This is a genomic window from Rhodococcus sp. G-MC3 (assembly GCF_030063335.1).
Classification (GTDB): Bacteria; Actinomycetota; Actinomycetes; order Mycobacteriales; family Mycobacteriaceae; genus Rhodococcoides.
Genome location: NZ_JASISW010000014.1, coordinates 75,883 through 94,992, shown reverse-complemented (window position 1 = coordinate 94,992; position 19,110 = coordinate 75,883). Strand labels below are relative to the sequence as shown.

General features: G+C 63.1%; 16 protein-coding genes. 8 read left to right on the top strand and 8 right to left on the bottom strand.

The genetic code is table 11. The features are described 5' to 3' along the window. Nucleotides 1-139 precede the first annotated feature (139 nt). From QMK17_RS16695 to QMK17_RS16680, 4 genes are read left to right on the top strand one after another with little or no spacing between them, the layout of a single operon-like run. Nucleotides 140-1,615: a TIGR02677 family protein gene (locus QMK17_RS16695; protein ID WP_336620163.1), complete on the top strand. Its 1,476-nt coding sequence runs from the start codon at nucleotides 140-142 to the stop codon at nucleotides 1,613-1,615. Beyond that, nucleotides 1,612-3,084, top strand: coding sequence for a DUF2398 family protein (locus QMK17_RS16690; protein ID WP_283510393.1), 1,473 nt, complete (start codon nucleotides 1,612-1,614; stop codon nucleotides 3,082-3,084). Before QMK17_RS16695 ends, QMK17_RS16690 begins: the two co-directional genes overlap by 4 nt. Next, nucleotides 3,077-7,288, top strand: a complete 4,212-nt coding sequence (locus QMK17_RS16685) for a TIGR02680 family protein (protein ID WP_283510392.1) — start codon at nucleotides 3,077-3,079, stop codon at nucleotides 7,286-7,288. The genes QMK17_RS16690 and QMK17_RS16685 overlap by 8 nt, the downstream gene beginning before the upstream one ends. Further along, complete coding sequence (locus tag QMK17_RS16680; protein ID WP_283510391.1) at nucleotides 7,278-8,561, top strand: DUF2399 domain-containing protein; 1,284 nt, start codon at nucleotides 7,278-7,280, stop codon at nucleotides 8,559-8,561. The genes QMK17_RS16685 and QMK17_RS16680 overlap by 11 nt, the downstream gene beginning before the upstream one ends. Here QMK17_RS16680 and mshC read toward each other — a convergent pair. The 5 genes from mshC to QMK17_RS16655 form a co-directional block, all read right to left on the bottom strand. After that, nucleotides 8,538-9,779 (bottom strand): cysteine--1-D-myo-inosityl 2-amino-2-deoxy-alpha-D-glucopyranoside ligase, encoded by a 1,242-nt coding sequence (gene mshC, locus QMK17_RS16675; protein ID WP_283510390.1) that lies wholly within the window; start codon nucleotides 9,777-9,779, stop codon nucleotides 8,538-8,540. The genes QMK17_RS16680 and mshC overlap by 24 nt on opposite strands. 24 nt (nucleotides 9,780-9,803) lie before the next feature. Further along, nucleotides 9,804-10,604, bottom strand: a complete 801-nt coding sequence (locus QMK17_RS16670; protein WP_283510438.1) for an SCO1664 family protein — start codon at nucleotides 10,602-10,604, stop codon at nucleotides 9,804-9,806. Between the two features lie 35 nt (nucleotides 10,605-10,639). Then, a complete protein-coding gene (locus tag QMK17_RS16665) occupies nucleotides 10,640-11,233 on the bottom strand; it encodes a DUF3090 domain-containing protein (RefSeq protein WP_283510389.1) in 594 nt (197 codons plus the stop codon). A gap of 75 nt (nucleotides 11,234-11,308) precedes the next feature. Then, nucleotides 11,309-12,013, bottom strand: a complete 705-nt coding sequence (locus QMK17_RS16660) for a histidine phosphatase family protein (RefSeq protein ID WP_283510388.1) — start codon at nucleotides 12,011-12,013, stop codon at nucleotides 11,309-11,311. Between the two features lie 54 nt (nucleotides 12,014-12,067). Further along, nucleotides 12,068-12,910 carry an undecaprenyl-diphosphate phosphatase gene (locus QMK17_RS16655; protein ID WP_283510437.1) on the bottom strand — a complete coding sequence of 281 codons (843 nt, stop codon included), beginning with the start codon at nucleotides 12,908-12,910 and terminating at the stop codon, nucleotides 12,068-12,070. A gap of 249 nt (nucleotides 12,911-13,159) precedes the next feature. Between QMK17_RS16655 and QMK17_RS16650 the strand changes: the two genes are divergently transcribed. Next, a complete protein-coding gene (locus QMK17_RS16650; RefSeq protein ID WP_283510387.1) occupies nucleotides 13,160-14,092 on the top strand; it encodes an aldo/keto reductase in 933 nt (310 codons plus the stop codon). A 14-nt stretch (nucleotides 14,093-14,106) separates the two neighbouring features. On the opposite strand, the gene QMK17_RS16645 is transcribed toward QMK17_RS16650, so the two are convergent. Further along, the gene (locus QMK17_RS16645; protein ID WP_283510386.1) at nucleotides 14,107-14,310 is read right to left on the bottom strand and encodes a hypothetical protein; all 204 of its coding nucleotides are present in this window, start codon (nucleotides 14,308-14,310) and stop codon (nucleotides 14,107-14,109) included. A 271-nt stretch (nucleotides 14,311-14,581) separates the two neighbouring features. Here QMK17_RS16645 and QMK17_RS16640 point away from each other — a divergent pair, with 271 nt between their 5' ends. The 3 genes from QMK17_RS16640 to QMK17_RS16630 all read left to right on the top strand — a co-directional run bounded on the left by QMK17_RS16640 (nucleotide 14,582) and on the right by QMK17_RS16630 (nucleotide 17,061). Next, entirely contained in the window at nucleotides 14,582-15,601 is a 1,020-nt protein-coding gene (locus QMK17_RS16640; protein WP_283510385.1) for a hypothetical protein, read from the top strand. A gap of 32 nt (nucleotides 15,602-15,633) precedes the next feature. Continuing rightward, nucleotides 15,634-15,915, top strand: a complete 282-nt coding sequence (locus QMK17_RS16635) for a DUF5703 family protein (RefSeq protein ID WP_283510384.1) — start codon at nucleotides 15,634-15,636, stop codon at nucleotides 15,913-15,915. 78 nt (nucleotides 15,916-15,993) lie between these two features. Continuing rightward, the gene (locus QMK17_RS16630; protein WP_283510436.1) at nucleotides 15,994-17,061 is read left to right on the top strand and encodes a quinone-dependent dihydroorotate dehydrogenase; all 1,068 of its coding nucleotides are present in this window, start codon (nucleotides 15,994-15,996) and stop codon (nucleotides 17,059-17,061) included. 62 nt (nucleotides 17,062-17,123) lie between these two features. Here the strand turns inward: QMK17_RS16630 and QMK17_RS16625 are convergent, their stop codons facing one another. Both QMK17_RS16625 and QMK17_RS16620 read right to left on the bottom strand, forming a co-directional pair. Further along, complete coding sequence (locus QMK17_RS16625; protein ID WP_283510383.1) at nucleotides 17,124-17,651, bottom strand: YbhB/YbcL family Raf kinase inhibitor-like protein; 528 nt, start codon at nucleotides 17,649-17,651, stop codon at nucleotides 17,124-17,126. A 57-nt stretch (nucleotides 17,652-17,708) separates the two neighbouring features. Then, nucleotides 17,709-19,022, bottom strand: coding sequence for a M20/M25/M40 family metallo-hydrolase (locus QMK17_RS16620; protein ID WP_283510435.1), 1,314 nt, complete (start codon nucleotides 19,020-19,022; stop codon nucleotides 17,709-17,711). Nucleotides 19,023-19,110 lie beyond the last annotated feature (88 nt).

Below are 19,110 nucleotides of genomic sequence, written 5' to 3'. Positions count from 1 at the left end.
ATCGTCGAAGATTGCCACGTAGTGGTGGCCGCGCGACGCCATCGCCAGGGCACTGACCACGCATCGTCCTCCGACCCCCTACCCTGTTCCAGTGAGCGATTCATCCGACACGATGCGACCGAGCGTCGTCAGCGCCTTGATGCAGGAAGATCGCCTCAAGCTGTTCGCATTCACGACCGCGGAGAAGCGCAACGAGTACCTGTGGGTTCTTCGGGCGTTCGACACCGCACGGGCCAACTACGTCGTCCTCCTGCACGCCGCCGAGATCGCGGACACGCTTGCCCGTACGGCACCGGCAAACGATCGTTTGACCGCAGCGGAGATCGGACCACTCCTCGAGCAGTTGCACTCGTGGGAGCTTCTCGAACGAAGCTATGACGGATCGCGCGCAGCGACGCTCGCCGAGTATCGCAACCGCCATTTCGTCTATCAGTTCAGCCAGGCAGGTTACAAGGCGTTCCGCGCAGTCGAGGACGTTCTCGGGGCTCGCTTGGACGACGCGTCGCTCTCACGGCTCGTGCTGCCGGAACTCCTGGCGGACATGCACGAGCTTGCAGAGGCGAATCGGCAGCGCGACGGCGACCGCATCTATCGCAAACTGAGCCGTCTCGACTCGACGCTGTCGGAGATGGCAACGCGGGCAGCACATTTCTACCTGGTTCTCGGGGATCTCGTCCGGACCACCGAGATCACCCCCGAGTCGTTTTTGGTGCATAAGGACGCGCTGCTGACTCATATGCGTGAATTCAGCTCCGATCTGACTCGCTACGCCCCCAAGCTTGCCGAAGCTATTGCCGTGGTCGAGTCCACCGGCATTTCGGATTTGATCGAGCGGGCCGCGATCAGCGACGAACGAGTCTTCCTCGACGTCGCAGAGCGAGCGGCGGACTGGAGTGCCCGGTGGGCGGGATTGTCACACTGGTTCGTTGCAGCGGAAGCAGAGCTGAGCGAGTCCGAGCGACTACGCGAGGGAACGATGAGCGCCATCGCTGCGGTCCTCTCGCTTCTCCGACGCGTCACCGAGACCAGACGGGGCGGCGTGAGTCGTGAGAGCCAGCTACGACACCTTGCCGGCTGGTTTTCCAACACACCCACAGAGGACAGTGCGCACGCGTTGTTCCATGCCGTCTTCGGTCTCGGAAAGCCCCGGCACCTGTCGATGGTCCACCCGGATGAAGACATCATCCCGACATCGCGAACCTGGTGGGAGGCGCCACCGGTGGAGATCTCGCGCACGCTGGCCGAGACCGGACGTACCCCGTCACCCGGAATTCCAGGCCGCGTTCAACGAAACGACGGCAGTATCCGACGGCTGCGCGAGAAGCAACTGCAGGCGCAACGGTCTCGAAGTGCCGCGGCGCTGTCGCTCGCATCGACCGGGGTGTACGCACGAACACTGAACGAAGAGGAGACCGAAGTGCTTCTCAGCCTGCTCAATGCCGCACTGACCGCGCGCGTGCGCGTCAGTGGGCACACGACAGCAACCACCGGATCCGACAGCGGCGTCAAACTCACACTGAGCGACAGCGCCACCTCCACCGTCGTGCAGACGGCGCGCGGCCGTCTGCATCTCGACCGTCTGCAGCTCGAGGTTGCCGAAGTGGTTCGACGATGAGAGCTCGCGAAATACCCTCCCTCGCACTCGATTCCTATCAGCGCGCAGCTCGGATTGCGCTGTCCAACCACTTGGTGACCGCGACCTATCCCGATCGCATCGCGCTCCCTCTCCTTCGGCGCTGGGCGACGGAACTGAGAGAAGATCTTCTCGAAATGTTCGGTTATCGCCTCGAGGTGACCGAAACCACCGCGCGACTCTTCCCGGTCATGGACGAACTGGATTCGAGCCAGCCTGCGCGGACCGCATCCGACCGTGTGTTCGATCGTCGGCGCTACTCCTATCTCGCTCTGTCGTTGGCGAGCCTCGGCCGTGCGGGAAGTCAGATCACGCTATCGGAACTTGCGGACCACGTCACCGCCGAAGCAGGCCAGGTCGACGGAGTCGAGCTCGCGACAGACCGCGCTTCGGATCGTGACGCGTTCGTCGACGCAGTGGGGTGGCTGGCCGCGCGTGGCGCGATCTCACTCGCGGACGGCGACGCCGGGGGTTGGGCAAACAATCCGTCGGCCGGTGAAGCTCTGTACGACATCGAACGCTCCGTGGTGGTCGCACTTTTCCGTCCGCCTCGGGCCGTTCAACACTTACGCTCCGTCACAGGCCTTCTCGCCGGATCCGATCTTCCGATGGAGGACGGTGCGGACGACGAGGACGCGGTGCAGAGTGCCGATCCCAAGGAGACGTTGCGTAAGGTACGTCGGGCGCTCGTCGAGCAGCCAGTGGTGTACTTCGAAGACCTGGATCAGGACGGTCGAACCGCGCTTGCCGCGCTGAAAACCGTCGCCGAAGTCGAACTCCTGACCGGCCTCACATCGGAACGACGAGCCGAAGGGGTGATGTTGATCGACACGTCGGGGCGCATGTCCGACACGCGGTTTCCGAGTACGGGCACCATCGCGCAGGTTGCACTGCTGCTTGCGGGTGAGATATCCGATCGCGTCATCGATCCGGATTCGCCCGAGCTCGCTCGACACCGGATACAGCAGGACACCGACCTCGTCGACCGACTCGACGCAGCGATTCCCGGCGGTGGAATCTTCGACGACCTGGCCGAATTCGGCCTCCGGGCCAAGAACATTGCCGACACGGACAGCCCTGTACTGTATCCGTTCGTCGAGAACAGCTGGCTGGTAAGCACGGTCACCGACTTGGTCGAGAAATTCGGACGGACGTTCGCCGCCCAGTGGCAGGCTGATCCCGACGGGCTCCGTGAACGTGCGATCGCGATGCTCGATCGATTTCGATTGATACAGAGCATCTCCGGTGGGGTGCTCGTTCTTCCCGCGATCGCTCGCTACCGCGATGTGATGGTCAGTGTGAAGGACCGAGCTCCGCAGACTTCACTCTTCGACGACACCGCCTCCGACAACACCACCTCCGACAACACCGCCTCCGAAGACACCACAGTCGGGGACACCGCAATCGACAACCCCGCAGAGCAAGGAAACCGAGGCGCACACGATGACTGAACACGATCGGCGCTTCCGCCCCACCCGAGCGGGCATCATCAATCTGTGGGACTACCGTGACCAGGAGTTCTCCTTCGCCGACGGCCGTCTCGTGCTTCGCGGCCCCAATGGTTCGGGCAAGACGAAGGCGCTGGAGGTGCTCTTTCCTTTCGTTTTGGATGGGCGTATCGAGCCGCGACGCCTCAATCCATTCGCGGGCGAGGAGCGGACCATGAAGTCCAACCTTCTCTATCGCGGTCAGGAAAGCGCGCACTCATACGTATGGATGGAGTTCGGCCGCGGGTCCCGCGAGGACCCCGAAGCCGTCACGGTCGGCATCGGGATGCGTGCCAGCCGCCAGAACGACAAGGTCATTCGATGGTATTTCGTCGTTGACGGCCGAGTCGGAGTCGATTTCTCGCTGCTCGGATCCGACGATCGACCGTTGACCAAGAAGCAACTCGCCGAACAGCTCGGATCCGACGCGATCACCGATCGTCCGGTCGATTATCGCGCTGCCATCGACGCCCGAATGTTCGGGCTCGGTGCGCAGCGGTACGACCAGCTCATCAACCTCATTCTGACTTTGCGTCGTCCTCAGCTTGCAAAGAACCTCGATCCGAAGGGACTCTCCCAGGCACTCACCGACGGACTGCGCCCCCTCGACGAACAGCTCGTACTCGAAGCCGCACGTTCGTTCAGTGATATGGAAGAGGTCGGCCGAGCACTCGAAGGACTTGCCCAAGCCGACCATGCTGCGAAGAACTTCGTCGGGGTGTATTCGAAATATCTTCGCGTTCAAGCACGTTCGGATGTGGAGCAGGTTTCTCGCAGACTGGAAGCGGTCACCCACAACACGACCGCGCACTTCGCGGCTGCCGCACAGAAGGAACGCCGCCTGCAGGAGCGGGTTGCGGCGGAAAAGCGTTTCGACGACGCCGAACGAGCTCTCGATCAGGCTCTCGCCGATCGAGAAACTCTACAGCGGTCCAGCGCCTACGAGGGTAAGCAGCAGCTGGACGACTTGGCCGAGTCCGCCGGAAAATTGAAGGTCTCGGCCGCACAACAGTCGGAGCGCGCCAAGAAGGCCCAGTCGGATGTGGAGCAACGGTCGACCGAGGCGACACGCGCCGACGCGGCACTTCGCGATTCCGTGGCGGCGTTGACCCGCGCCGAGGACGATCTCCAGGTTGCGGCCGAAGACGCAGGAATCGCGTGGGCGTCCATGCCCGCCAGTTCTCGCAGCGATCAGTTCAGCACAGCGCTACGAGGACACGCCGAGGAGCGCGACGGTGACGTCCGCGCCGTGCGGTCGGCTCTGAGCACCGTCGAGAAAGCAACTACAGAACGCGCACGCGCCGACAAGAGCGCCGCTCGGGCTCGCGAGCTCCTCGACGCCGCCCGTGCGTCGGTGACCGAGGCCGAGGCCGCTGTCGAACTAGCCCGCGCGCACTATGCGTCGGGACTTCGTTCCTGGTGGTCCGTCAACTCGTCGCTCTACGCCGGCGCGGGAATCACAGTGGCTGCGTTCGAGGCCCTCGATGCCGCGGTCCCTCGTATCGGTGAGGACGAAGCGCCGAGCCTCGACGCGGTGCTCGCCGAGGCGTCCGCCGAGGGCTTGGAAACTGTCCGAGCGCAACGAGCCCAGGCCGGCATCAGCGCAGCCACCTTCGCCGAGGATCTATCGGCCATGCGGTCCGAGCGCGCTCTGATCGAGGCGCAGCACGATGATGCGCCTCCGCCGTTCGCGGCCAGGACGTCGCCGCGGGACAACCTCAGCGGCGCACCGCTGTGGCAGCTCGTACGGTTCGCCGACGGCATCGATCCCGCGGAAGCTGCGGGTGTCGAGTCCGCGCTTCAGGCCGCCAACCTGCTCGACGGCTGGATCACCCCGGACGAGGCTCCCCAACACGTCGAGTCCGAGCAATTCTTGATCGCGGCGCCGGCCGATGCGCGACCGACAGGACCTACCCTCGCGGACGTGTTGGAGGCCGAGCCGGGCACGGACGTCCCCGAATCGATGATTCAGGCTGTTCTGGCGTCCATCGCTCTGGTCTCGAACCAGCGAGGAACTCGAACCCTTGACGCTGGAAGGTTGAATTCGGACGGCGCTGCAGTCACGTCCATCGGTATCGACGGACGTTTCTGGCAAGGCATTCAGTACGGTCACCACATCAAGCCGGACGCCGAGTACATCGGCGCGACCGCACGTGCCCGTCGCCGAGCAGCCCGCATCACCGAACTCGACGCGCTCATTACCTCAACCGAAGCGTCGACGAAGGCAGCACAGGACGAAGAGCGTTCGGCCGCCGAATTGCTCCGCGGGCTGCGGGCCGCAGCGACACAGCTTCCGAAGGTGTCCGGAATAGTCAAGGCGCAGAAGTCCGTGACCGAATCGGCCGGCGCACTTCGCACCTCGCAGGCAGGGTCCACAACGGCCGACAGCGAACTCGATCAGGCGATCGCCGAGCTCTCGGCAAGAGAGAAACACCTGCGGACAACCGCAGTCGCGCACCGAACTCCACACAATGCCAGGGACATCGACTCGCTTGCCGCTGCAATTCGGCATTTCGAGAATCAAGGCGATTTGGTTCTGCGTCGACGTGCCGATCATGTGCGTGAGACCGAACGCAGCCACGAAGCACGGAACCGATGGGAAGAATCGACCGGTCTAGCCGAAGAATTGGCCGAAGAAGCAGCGATCGCCGAGGAGAACCACCTCCAGCAGGTACAGCGACTCGAGATTCTGAGCGAGAAGCTCGGGTCTACCGCCGATCAGATCAACATCGATCTGGAGGCCGCGCGGGACCGCATCGAGAAATGCAAGGTCGAGCAGCGCTCGGCCCGTAAGGCCGACAAGGAGGCAGGCGAGGCCATCGGCAAAGCCGAGGGTGCGTGCAACACCGCGCAGGAAGGTCTGCGCGCCGCACTTACCGAAACTCTCGACGACACTGCCCGGTTGGCTCCGTACGCGCGCAAAGATCTGTTGACAATTCTCGGTGTACTCGACGGGTATACGTGGCCGTCGAGCGATTCCGCGTGGCTCACTGTCGAGCAAATTCTGTACCGGATTCAGAGTGCGTCCATCGAGGACGATATTCAGGTTCTCCCGCCCGTAGTCCATCAACTACACAGCGCTTTGAACGACGCCACCGCATCGGTGAAGGCGAGCGACTCGTACCGAAAGAGCACCAGGACCGCACTGACCGGCGCGCTACAGGAGTTCGACTCGCAGTTGGCGTCCTCGGGGCAGGATTACCGACTGCAGTGGGACGCGCCCGATGGGCTGACTGTCGTACGCGTGCAGGACGAGCAAGGGTTCTCCTCGGTCGGCGAGTTCGCCGACCGCATCGGCGATGCACGATCCAACCAGGAGACGCTGCTGACCGAGCACGAGCGCCTGATTCTCGAAGACGCACTTCTGACGGGACTGGCTCAGCAGATCCACGAGCGAACGGTCGACGCCCGAGAGTTGATCGCCCAGATGTCCACCGAGATGAAGCAGCGGAAGATGTCTTCGGGCAACACCATCGGTGTGCACTGGGTGCTTGCAGACAATCTCGACGATCGTGCCAGGGAAATCTCGAAGTTACTGGACCGCGACGCGTCCGCCCTGAATGCTGACGATCTGGCCACGATGCGTGCTCATTTCGCGTCCGAGATCAGAATTGCACGAGCGGCGCACCCGGAACGGTCGTATCCCGAGATCCTCGCCACGACGCTCGACTACCGCCGGTGGCGGGTGTTCGCATTCACCCTCATCAGAGGAGACGGAACCGAGGATCGTCTGACCGTCGCTCGCCACAGTGCACTCTCCGGTGGTGAGCAGTCGGTATCGCTGCACCTTCCGCTGTTCGCGGCAGCGCACGTGATGTTGTCCTCCGCGGACCCGCACTCCCCTCGTCTGCTTGCTCTCGACGAAGCCTTCGCCGGTGTCGACGACAACGGTCGGAGCGAATTGCTCGGTCTCAGCGTGCAATTCGATCTAGACCTGTTCATGACGGGATACGACCTCTGGATCACCTATTCCGATGTCCCCGGCTGCGCGCATTACGACCTTGCGCATTCCACCGCCGAGAACAGTGTCAGTGCCGCGTTGTTGGTGTGGGAAAACGGTGAGCTGTTCGCCGAGCACGACGGAACAGATCTGGCGGCCGCCCTCGGCTCGCCTCTGACACGTCGGATGCCCTCGCGAGCAGAAGGGGGTCTCGACTTTGCCCGGTGACGACGGCGCTCGGTGGCGCGGCAGCAAGGAACTGAACACTTTGCTGGCGGCAGCGAGGAAAAAACTGGAATCGAACTGGCTGACAGTCAGCGGCAACATCACAGTTCATCTGGGTGAACCAGCCGATCTGTGGCGACTCTGCAGCGCGATCTCCCGGTCGAGCGCAGGCCTGCACAGTCGGGCCAAGACGACGAAACTCGACCTGGTTCGTCTCGACGAGTGGCTCGCTCACCCTCTCAACGGCGGAATGGGGCTCATCGACACGCTCGACGCCGCATTGCCACTTCAGGACAGGAAACGAATCGCTGCAGCCAAGGCTGATACCAAAGCGCAAGCGTTGTCCGAAGCGAAAGACCTGCTGGCGACAACCCCCGATCAGGACTGGGCCGACCGCTGGCTCTCGTCGCTGCTGAACCAGGACGGAACACTGGGTGGTCGTGTTGCGGTAGATGCCCTGCGCAAAGCTGCGCACGTGCTGGCTGTGCTCCCTGTCGACGGGATGTCATTGACTGAACTCGCCGAGTTCGCGGTCGGTGACACCAAAGCTCTGGCCGGCGGAGGTGCTCCGCGGTTGGTGCTCGACGCATTGTCTCTGCGCGAAGGAATCCCGCGACCGTCCGACCCGGTCGGGATCAGATTGCTGTGGGAAACCGCTGGGGTGTCCGTCGACGCCCTGTCGAGTCGTGTCGTCGTGCTGAACTACCGAGTTTCCGAGGATCACACTGTCGCGAGGTGGCTCAACGATGCAGCTGCGCAGGGCATCCCGTTTCCACTGACACTGGACATGCTTACCCGCGGCCCGCTGACCGCCGTCTCGGATCAGGTCTACGTGTGCGAGAACGTAGCGGTACTCGCCGCGGCTGCGCGCACTCTCGGCTCGAAATCGTCGGCACTGGTGTGTACCGACGGTCAACCCTCCGCCGCCCTCCACAAACTTCTCGCAGGTCTTCCAAAGCACACCCAACTGCACTGGCGCAACGATTTCGATTGGCCAGGACTGCAGATGACGGCGCGTGCGATCGCGCGCTACCAGGCACACCCCTGGCGTATGGACAGCAACTCGTACTCGGCAGCGCTCGACGCCAAGAACTCCGAGCCGCTCAAAGGACACCCGACGTCCAGCGCATGGGATCCGGCGCTTGCCACAGCGATGCGCGAGTCTACTCGCGCAGTCATGGAGGAGCGTCTGATCCCCGACCTGCTGGGCGATCTGACGCGCCCGACTTCACACCGCCCGGATCCGAACCACTCAGATCAGTCGAACACCCAATAGCGCATCGACAGCGTCTGCGAAGGCTCCGGGCGCAGAGGCGTCCGACCCACCCTGCTCCACAGCGAAACTCGCCCATGCATCGAGCGCGTCGAGAGCTTTGGGGGTATCGAGGTCATCCGCCAGGTGCTGACGCAGTCGAACGATCACGTCATCGGCACTCGTCGCCGACTCCAGTGCCGCGGCAGCACGCCACAATTCGAGCCTGCTGTGCGCGCGCTCCAGAACCTCGCCCGTCCATGCGCGGTCCTGGCGGTAGTGCCCAGAGAGCAGTCCGAGGCGCACAGCAGCCTGATCCACACCTTCGGCACGCAGTTTCGACACCAAAACGAGGTTTCCTCGGCTCTTCGACATCTTTTCGCCGTCGAGCCCGATCATTCCGGTATGGACGTAGTGCCGGGCGAAACGACCTCCACCAACTGCAGCTTCGGCATGCGCTGCCGAAAATTCGTGATGGGGGAAGATCAGATCGCTTCCGCCACCCTGGACGTCGAATCCGGTTCCGATCCGGTTGAGCGCAATCGCGGCACATTCGATGTGCCATCCCGGACGACCAGGCCCGAAAGGCGACGGCCACGACGGCTCACCCTCTCGTTCGGCGCGCCACAGCAACGCGTCGAGCGAGTCGCTCTTTCCGATGCGATCGGGATCTCCTCCCCGCTCGGCGAAGAACTTGTCCATGGTCGCGCGGTCGTAGCCCGACTCGTATCCGAATTCGGCATTGGCATCGGCCCGGAAGTAGACGTCGGGGAACTCGGCATCGTCGAGAACATAGGCGGCTCCGGACGCGACCAACTTCTCGACGAGTTCGATGACCTCGTCGATCGACTCGACTGCGCCGATGTAATCTCGCGGCGGCAATACTCGAAGGGCTTCCATGTCCTCACGGAACAGCTGAATCTCACGCGTTCCGAGGTCGATCCAGCTTTCGCCGTCACGGTCTGCACGCTCGAACAGCGGGTCGTCGACGTCGGTGACGTTCTGCACGTAGTGCACGTCGTGCCCAGCATCACGCCACAGGCGGTTGACCAGATCGAACGTCAGATATGTTGCAGCGTGTCCAAGGTGAGTTGCGTCGTACGGGGTGATGCCACAGACGTACATCTTCGCCTCGGCGCCTGGTGTGACCGGGCGCACGGCGCGATCGGCGGTGTCGTACAACCGAAGCGGAGGGCCCTGACCAGGGATCGACGGTACGGCTGTGTCGGACCAAGAATGCATGCAGACGAGCCTATCGGAGAGGTTTCAGAACGCGGGCCACGGTATCGGCCTGCTGGAACTCGGCTCTGGCATAACCGGGCGGGCAACGAGTCCGCATGCCCGGCCGAGCAGCGCTTCGATCTCCTGTTCGGTGATGTGGCCCCGCAGGCGGGGTTCGACATCGGAGGCAAAGGAGTCGACGAACGCAACGATGTCCGTCATCAGAGCATCGTTCACCGCGGTGCCTGCCCACCCCCACAGCACGGTCCGTAGCTTGTTGTCCGAGTGCAGACAAATTCCGTGATCGATGCCGTAGACGTAGCCGTCGAGGCCTTCGAGGACGTGACCGCCTTTTCGGTCTGCGTTGTTGATCAAGATGTCGAGTACCGCCATACGCTGCAGGCGCGGATCGTCGCCATGGACAAGCGCGACCTCTGCGCCGTCGCCGTCATACGCCTGCAACACCGGAATCCATCCCGGTGGAACCAGATCGGGTGGACAGATGTCGACGAGATCGACCCGGTCACCGTGTTCGCCGTGTCGCTCGGGAGTATCGATCCATCGTTGCACCATGCCGGGTCCGAACGGACCGTCGCGCAGCACGGTCGTCGGCACGACTCCCCAGCCGAGCGCGTCGGAGATTTCGTACGACGCGACTTCGCGCCCGGCGAGAGTCCCGTTGGGGAAGTCCCACAGCGGCACTTCCCCGCGCACTGGTTTGTACACACAGCGCACCGTGTGGGCCGAGCCATCGACCGCGGAATTAGGCGCAGCGGCATCGCACACCAGCGTCGCGTTGCTCGCAGACACGACGCGGCCGACGACGGTGAGCTCGCCCGTTGCCATCAGATGCAGTCCGTCGAACGGCGGGCGATCTTCGGTCAAAGTTCCTCGCCGAGTTCGGATGCCGACCCGAACGTCGCGTCGCGCCGGTATCCGTTCGTTCGTATACAGATATGCCCTTCTTGCGTAAGGGGTTGACCACACAGTGGACACGGGGCACGACCCGCCGCGATGACTCGTTCGGAGCGCAGCGCGAACTCACGGGCCTGTATCGGCGTGAGGAACACGCGGACGGCGTCGGGGCCCTCTTCGGTGTCGTCGAGGACGACGGACTCGTCGATCTCGGCCTCACTGACTGCGAGCAGTTCCACGACCACAGCGTTGGCATCGGCGTCCCAGCCCAGGCCCATCGTTCCAACGCGGAACTCGGTGTCGATGGGTGTCAGCAGCGGGCTGGTGTCGCCGACCTCGGTTTCCTCGGGCGGGACATCCGCCCCGAAACGACGATGAACCTCGTCGAGCAACAGACCCATTCGATCCGCGAGGACCTGGACCTGCTGCTTTTCGAGTGCTACCGACACGACACGAGCGTCGTGCACGGCCTGGAGAAAGAACGATCGGTCGCCGGGCTCACCCACGGTTCCCGCGACAAATCGATCAGGGGTGCGGAAAACATGTATTGCGCGTGGCATTGCACCTCCTGCAGCTTTCGTACGTAGGGACCGTTGATTGTCGGTCCCGAGGTTCATTATCCGCTATCGAGGCTCTCAGGTTCCGGAACCTCCGCCTGGCACGGCGTCGGAATCGGAATTCGACGGCACGGAGTCGGCGACCGGAACCGTCGAGGAGGCTAGTCCCGATAGGTCGAGGCCGGTGTCGTTCGTACGAAGGACGAACGAGCGAGTAGCGGTGTACCTAATCACGCTGATCGACGCGGGATCGGCAACGATCCGTTGGAACGCATCGAGATGGCACCCGACGGCGTCCGCGATGACCGACTTGATGACGTCGCCGTGCGAGCACACCACCCACAGCACGTCACGGCCATACTCTTCCGCAAGTCGACGATCGTGCTCTCGGACTGCGGTAACCGCTCTCGCTTGAACCTGAGCGAGACCTTCCCCTTCGGGGAAAACCGCGGCCGACGGGTGCTGCTGGACCACCTTCCAGAGCGGCTCCGCAAGCAACTCCTTGATTGTCCGGCCGGTCCAGGACCCGTAATCGACCTCGATCAACCGATCGTCCACCACGGGCGTGAGTCCCCGGCGTGCTGCAAGCGGCTCGACAGTTTGCTCACACCGCTGCAGGGGCGATCTGACGATCTCCTCGACGGGGAGACCGCCGAGCCGGTCGGCGACCAGAGAAGCCTGCTCCCGTCCTCTGTCGTCGAGATCGACTCCGGGAGATCTCCCAGCCAAAGTTCCCGCGGTATTGGAGGTCGATCGGCCGTGCCGCAGCAAGATCACCGTCATGGCACCACACTAACTGCGATCGCCGACTGCTAGGTCGCCCGTCGGTAGCCCCTTCTATGTGGCGGACACGACACCGGCAGAGAGCAGCGCCATCACGGCGATACCGAGCACGATGCGATACCCCACGAACCAGTACAGCGAATGGTTGGCGACGAACTTGAGCAACCAGGCGATCGAAACGTATCCGAGCCCGAATGCAACCACGGTCGCCACGAGGAGCTGGGGTCCCGACGCATTGAGGCCTTCCCCTGCAGGTTCGAAGGCGTCGGGCAACGAGAAGAGACCCGATGCAGTCACCGCGGGGATTGCCAGGAGGAACGAGAACCGGACAGCCGCTTCGCGTTCGAGGCCCGTGAAGAGGCCCGCACTTGTAGTCGCACCGGACCGTGAGACGCCTGGAATCAACGCGAGGCACTGCGCTGCGCCCATGATCAGACCGTCCTTGGTCGTGATCTTCTCGATGGGCCGATTCTTGGGGCCGATGTACTCAGCGACGGCAATGACGATGGCGAAGGCGATGAGCATCGTGGCGATCAGCCAGAGGTTACGGGCGCCGTTGCGGATTTGATCCTTGAACAGGATTCCCAGCACGCCGATGGGAATCGTGGCAATGATCACGTACCAACCGAGCCGGTAGTCCAGCGTGCGTTTGGTCTTGTCGAGGAGACCGCCGAACCAGGCACGCACGATTCGCACGATGTCCCGCCAGAAGAACAACAGCACCGCAGCTTCGGTCCCGAGCTGAGTGACGGCGGTGAACGACGCACCCGCGTCACCGCCGAAGAACACTCCCGACACGATCCGAAGATGCCCCGACGACGAGATGGGCAAAAATTCGGTGAGTCCCTGAACAGCGCCCAGGATGACCGCTTGCAACCAGGTCATGGATTCGGCGATCACGGCAACACCGCGCCGGTGGTGCCAACTGCCGCCGATACAGTGATGCGGCGCATGCCGTCTACAGAATTCACGGGCCTGACCGTACCCGGCAGCGGCGCTGTGCACAGCCCGACGCACGTGTGCCCGACTTGCGTGTGTCGAGCCTGCGGCACGGCAGGCTCGCATGGCGGTGCGCCGCGCACTACTCTGCTCATCTGGTGCCCCAGCGCCCCCGTATGTAGTCGACGTAAGGAAACCTTCACCACCATGAAGCAGAGATCAGTCGGCGCCAGCGGACTGCGAGTCTCGCGGATCGGCCTCGGCACCCTCGGATGGGGCAGTGGCACCGACGGCGACGACGCAGCCGCGCAGCTGTCCGCCTTCGCCGATGCGGGCGGCACGCTCGTCGACACCGCGCCGTCGTATGGCGAGGGACGGGCTCAGCGTGTACTGGCGGAAGTTCTCGACGACGTCGTACCGAGGCGCGAGTTGATCGTCAGCGGAGCCGCCGGTGTCACGACGGCCGGCGGGCGCTACCGCGTCGACTGTTCCCGTCGCGGGCTTCTGGACCAGCTGGAGACAACCCTTAGGGACCTCGGCACCGACTACCTCGATCTGTGGCAGGTAGGGGCATGGGACGAGAAGACACCGGTGGAAGAAATAGCGTCGACACTCGACTATGCGGTGAACAGTGGAAAAGCTCGCTATGTAGGCGCCCGCGGATATCTGGGCTGGCAGCTGGCGACCGCCGCAGGTGCCGCGGGCGAAGGTCGAATAGTCGCGACCCAGGCCGAGTACTCGTTGCTGGCACGGGGAATCGAGGACGAATTGGTTCCGGCAGCACGGCATCACGGTGTTGGTGTGCTCGCTGCTGTTCCGCTTGCAGGTGGGGTACTTACCGGAAAGTACCGCACAGGCACCCCTGCTGACTCTCGAGGAGCGGACGACGCCCATGCCGAGTGGGTGGCGAGTTATTTGATCGACACTGCAGACAATGTCGTGGATGCGGCGGTGACTGCGGCAGGCGGTTTGAAGACCTCTCCGCTGGCGGTCGCGCTCGCGTGGGCCCGCGACCGCCCTGGCGTCAGTTCGGCGATCGTCGGTGCTCGGGATCTGGCGCAGCTGACCGGAATTCTGGTGTCCGAGGAGCTCGAGTTGCCTCGTGCGATCGCGTCGGCGTTGGATGATGTCAGTAGCTGAGCCGGGCGCCTGCTCTAGATGCTCTCGATGACCGAGCCCACGCGCGCTAGAAACGCTCGTACGGCCGAAGAATCTGCCTTGCCCGCCGACACTTCGTCAGCATTGCTCACTGCATCGCGAACGGCAGCAATGATGCTGCGTTCGTCTGTCAGATCGATCTCGGTCACCGATTGGTCGGCTACGGCGATCACTTCGGACTTGTCGGGCACCGCCGTCAACAGATCTGCTCGGTAAATCTCGAGATGCAGCGTGCTCTTGTGGACTCGGAACTTTCCTCGGTGGTCAACTGCACTCCTCGTATGTTTCCCCTAGAACACGGTACCGCTGCCCTGGCGCATTCGGATCGGGAGGTCCGAGAGTGTCACCGATGAACCGATCAGGCAGTCTGGAGGGCGAACCCGCACCCGCGAGTCGTTGTCGTGGTGTCGAGCAGACATGTACTACGCACGTTTCCAACGCTATCGAGAACACCCAGGAGCTTGCAGTTTCATGAAAGACAGACCCTCACCATGGCGTATGGCCGTCGTGGTCGCAACGGCCGCGATGTTGGCCGCAGGATGCTCGAACAAAAGCTCCGACGAACCCGAGTCGGTCGATCTGGAGCCGTTGTCGCAGATCGAATCTCCCGACACAGCATCTCCCCCGAGCGGTTCCGTCACCCCGTCCCCCTCCGGTTTGCATTTCACCACATACGACCAGTCCACGCGCTCTGTGGTCACCCTCGACGACGACGGGTCGACGTTGTTGGTGTTCGATGCCGACCGTGACGGCACCGAACCCCGCTCGGTCGACCTGCCGGGAACTGCTGTCGATGTTGTGCCCGTAGGCGACGGCACCGTTCTCCTGCCCATGGACGGGCAGCTCGCTCGGGCGGATCTCCGCAGCTCGGAGGTCGACACCACGCCGATAACCGGCACTCTGCTCAGCGCGGCCGTCCTCGACGACGGGCAATTCGCCGTCGGCGACGACCGTGGCACCATTCACATAGTCGACCCGTCGACGAGTGAATCACACACGATCGACGGGTTGTCGTCCGTCGGCGGATTGGCGGCAACACAGTTCGGGTTGGTAGCACTCGACCGCCATCAGACATCCCTGACGAAGATCAATCTCGATTCCGACGGCCTCGGCCTCGCTCTGCGAGCAGGTACCGGTGCAGCTCGGCTCGCCACCGACAAGTATGGACGCATACTCGTCACCGATGCCGCAGGCGGCGAACTGCTGGTGTACTCGTCTGACGACCTGCTCTTGCGACAACGTTTTCCGATCGGTGCGCAGCCGTGGGCAGTCACTTACGATGACAAGTCCAACGTCGTGTGGGTCAGCACGCCTGCGGACAACGAGGTGGTCGGCTACACACTGGACACAGGAATTCCTGTGGAGTCGGGCAGGTTCACCACGGTGAAGCAGCCCGATTCGATCGTCGTCGACAGCGACACCGGGGATCTGTTCGTCGGATCGGCAACTGGCGGCGGATTGCAGCGAATACCCACTGGCGCGCCGGCCTGAGCAGATCGGCGCTCGCCACGGCAGGGCTGCGAATGTTGAGCGAGCGAGAAGAGGCGATTGCCACGGTGTCGAAGAGCAACAGCGTGCGGAGCAGGATGCCCGCCGAATGGGAGTCACCCTCCGACGACTGGGAATACGTTCCCCTCAGGCTTCCTCCCGACGTCACCCGTGTGACCGCATCCATGCGGCTGGCCATTCAGGCCGAGTTCGGCGGCTGGGAACTCTCACGCGTGCGCCTGTATACGGATGGAAGTCGCAAAGTTCTGCTCAAACGCAAGAAAACAGCGCACCACATCCCGGAACCAGGAATTTAGACCGACTTCCGCTGGACTGACACAGTCGGATTCAGCACGCCAGATCACGAGCAAGAGAGTAGGACCGTGGGCCAGACCCTGTATCGCGCTTTGCTTCGTCTGATGTTTCTTGTTCCACCGGAACGAATCCACCACCTCGCGTTTGCCGCAATGCGCGGCGTAACAGCGTTCGCTCCGGTGCGGGCACTGGTGTCGAAGCTTCTCGTCGTCGACGATCCAGTGCTCCGAAGCACGGTGTTCGGAATCGATTTCCGTGCTCCCCTGGGTCTGGCAGCGGGCTTCGACAAAAACGCCGATGGGGTCGACGTCTGGGGCCCCCTCGGGTTCGGTTTCGCAGAGATCGGCACGGTCACCGCGCAGCCTCAACCGGGGAATCCGCAACCGAGACTGTTTCGGCTCGCGGACGATCGCGCACTCGTGAATCGAATGGGTTTCAACAATCACGGTGCAGGCAGCGCAGCAAATGTATTGCGTACGCGCCGCGGTGGGATACCGATCGGCGCCAACATAGGCAAGACCAAGGTCACTCCCGCTCAGGACGCGGCTGCTGACTACACCGCCAGCGCAACGCTTCTCGGGCCTCTCGCAGACTTCCTCGTCGTCAACGTCAGCTCACCGAACACTCCGGGTCTACGCGACCTGCAGGCCGTCCAGTCGCTGCGCCCGATACTCGCGGCCGTGCAGAATGCCGTCTCGATCCCAGTTCTGGTGAAGATTGCCCCGGATCTGTCCGACGAGGACGTGGACGCCGTCGCCGACCTTGCTGTCGAGCTCGGTCTCGACGGCATCGTGGCCACGAATACGACCATCGGAAGAACCGGACTGCAGACGTCGAACACCGTCGTCGAGGGCGCGGGAGCAGGCGGCCTGTCGGGCGCACCATTGGCAGATAGATCACTCGAGGTGCTCCGGCGCCTTCACGCGCGCGTCGGCGGTCGGATTGCCCTCGTGTCCGTCGGCGGTATCGAAACCGCCGACCAGGCCTGGGAGCGCATCAAGGCAGGTGCCTGCCTCGTTCAGGGCTATACCGGATTCATTTACGGGGGCCCGTTCTGGATGCGCAGAATCAACAAGGGCATTGCGGCGCGGGCCAGAGCGGAAGGGTTCACCTCGCTCGCCGATGCTGTCGGGTCGGAGCGAGGCTGACACGAGAACGGGTCGCACACGGCAGCAGGCCAGGGCCCACTCCCGAGTGCGAACCAGTGTGATCAGGCCTCGTAGGTGCCCGTGAGGAGTGCACGCCCGATCGCGTGCGAAAAGAGATTGAAACCGAGGTAGGCGGGGGTTGCCGTCTCGTCGACTTCCAACCGCTCGACATCGACCGCGTGCACGGCGAAGATGTACCGATGCGGGCCGTGCCCGACAGGAGGCGCCGCGCCGATGTAGCGAAACAGCCCAGCATCGTTCTTGAGCGTGACGGCCGTGCTCGGCACCCCGGTACCGCCGTCGTCGCCTGCACCCGACACCAGCGATGTGGTGGACACCGGGATGTTCGCCACGGCCCAATGCCAGAAACCTGATGCAGTCGGAGCATCAGGGTCGTACACGGTAACGGCAAAGCTCTTGGTGCCCTCGGGAAAGCCCGACCAGGTGAGCTGCGGGGAGTTGTCATGCCCGCCCGCGCCCATGATTCCGCTGACCTGCTGGTCAGCGAGCGTCGCGCCGTCGGCCACATCTTCCGATGTCAGGTTGAACGACGGGAGTTCGGGTAGCGCCGCGTAAGGGTCGTAGGTCATGAAATGAAATCCTTTCCGATAAATGCAGTCGTTTCGCAGGCTCTCGTCATGCCTGACTCAGCTGTGCAACAAGAAGTGTTCCAACACCTGTGTACCGAACTCGAGCGACTCGACCGGTACCCGCTCGTCGACGCCATGAAACAGCGCTGCGAAGTCGAGTTCCGGCGGAAGCTTGAGCGGAGCGAACCCGAAGCACCTGATGCCCAGTTTCGCGAACGCCTTCGCATCGGTTCCTCCGGACAGCATGTACGGGACGGTGCGCCCATTCTCGTCATGAGCAAGCACGGCATTGTTCATCGCGTCGACCAGGTGGCCGTCGAACGTGGTCTCGTACGAATCGAGCTTGGTAATCCACTCGCGTTCGACATTGGGTCCGATCAGCTCGTCGACCTCGCGCTCGAACGCGGCTTGACGGCCCGGCACGACGCGGCAATCGACCATCGCCTCGGCGGTCTGAGGGATGACGTTCGCCTTGTAGCCGGCTTTGAGCATTGTCGGGTTCGCAGTATCGCGCAGGGTAGCGCCGACAATTCGAGCGATGCTGCCCAGCTTTTGGAGCGTCCCGTCCAGATCTGGAGAGGTCGGATCGAAATCGAGCCCGGTTTCTTCGGCAACCGCGGCCAGGAACTCTGCAACCGAATCGGAGATCACCAAGGGAAACGTGTGGTTTCCGAGTTTGGCAACGGCCTCCGCCAGATAGGTGACGGCATTCTCCTCGTGCAGGAACGATCCGTGGCCGGCACGCGCCTTCGCTGTCAGCTTCATCCAGCCGAGGCCTTTTTCCGCAGTTTCGACCATGTACAGACGCTTCTCGGTCCCGTCAGGTCGCGCGACGGTCAACGAGAACCCACCGACCTCACCGACCGCTTCGGTGACGCCTTCGAACAGATCGGGACGATTCTCGACGAGCCACTGCGAACCCCACCGACCGCCGTTCTCCTCATCTGCCAGGAACGCGAACGTGATGTTGCGGGGCGGGACGGTTCCGTTCGACTTGAACTGACGAGCCAACCCGAGAGCCATCCCGACCATGTCCTTCATATCGATGGCTCCGCGACCCCACACGTATCCGTCCTCGACGGCTCCGGAGAACGGATGCACGCTCCAGTCCGCGGGTTCGGCAGGAACCACGTCGAGATGCCCGTGGATCAGCAGGGTGCCGCGGTCGGGATCCGCACCGGTAAGCGTCGCGAAGACATTGCCACGCCCGGGCGCACCCGACTCGACATATTCGGTTTCGTACCCGACTTCCTGAAGTTTCTGCGCCACCCATTCGGCGCACTCCTTCTCGCCTTTGGTGGTGTCGAGTTCACCCGTATTGGAGGTATCGAAGCGAATCAGCGCGCTGACGAGGTCGACAACCTCGTCCAGTGCAGTGGTACGGATAGGTGCGTTCGGTGAGCTATCGGCAGAAGACACCTCACTTTCCTACCACTCTCGACACACGAGTGGGTGACCC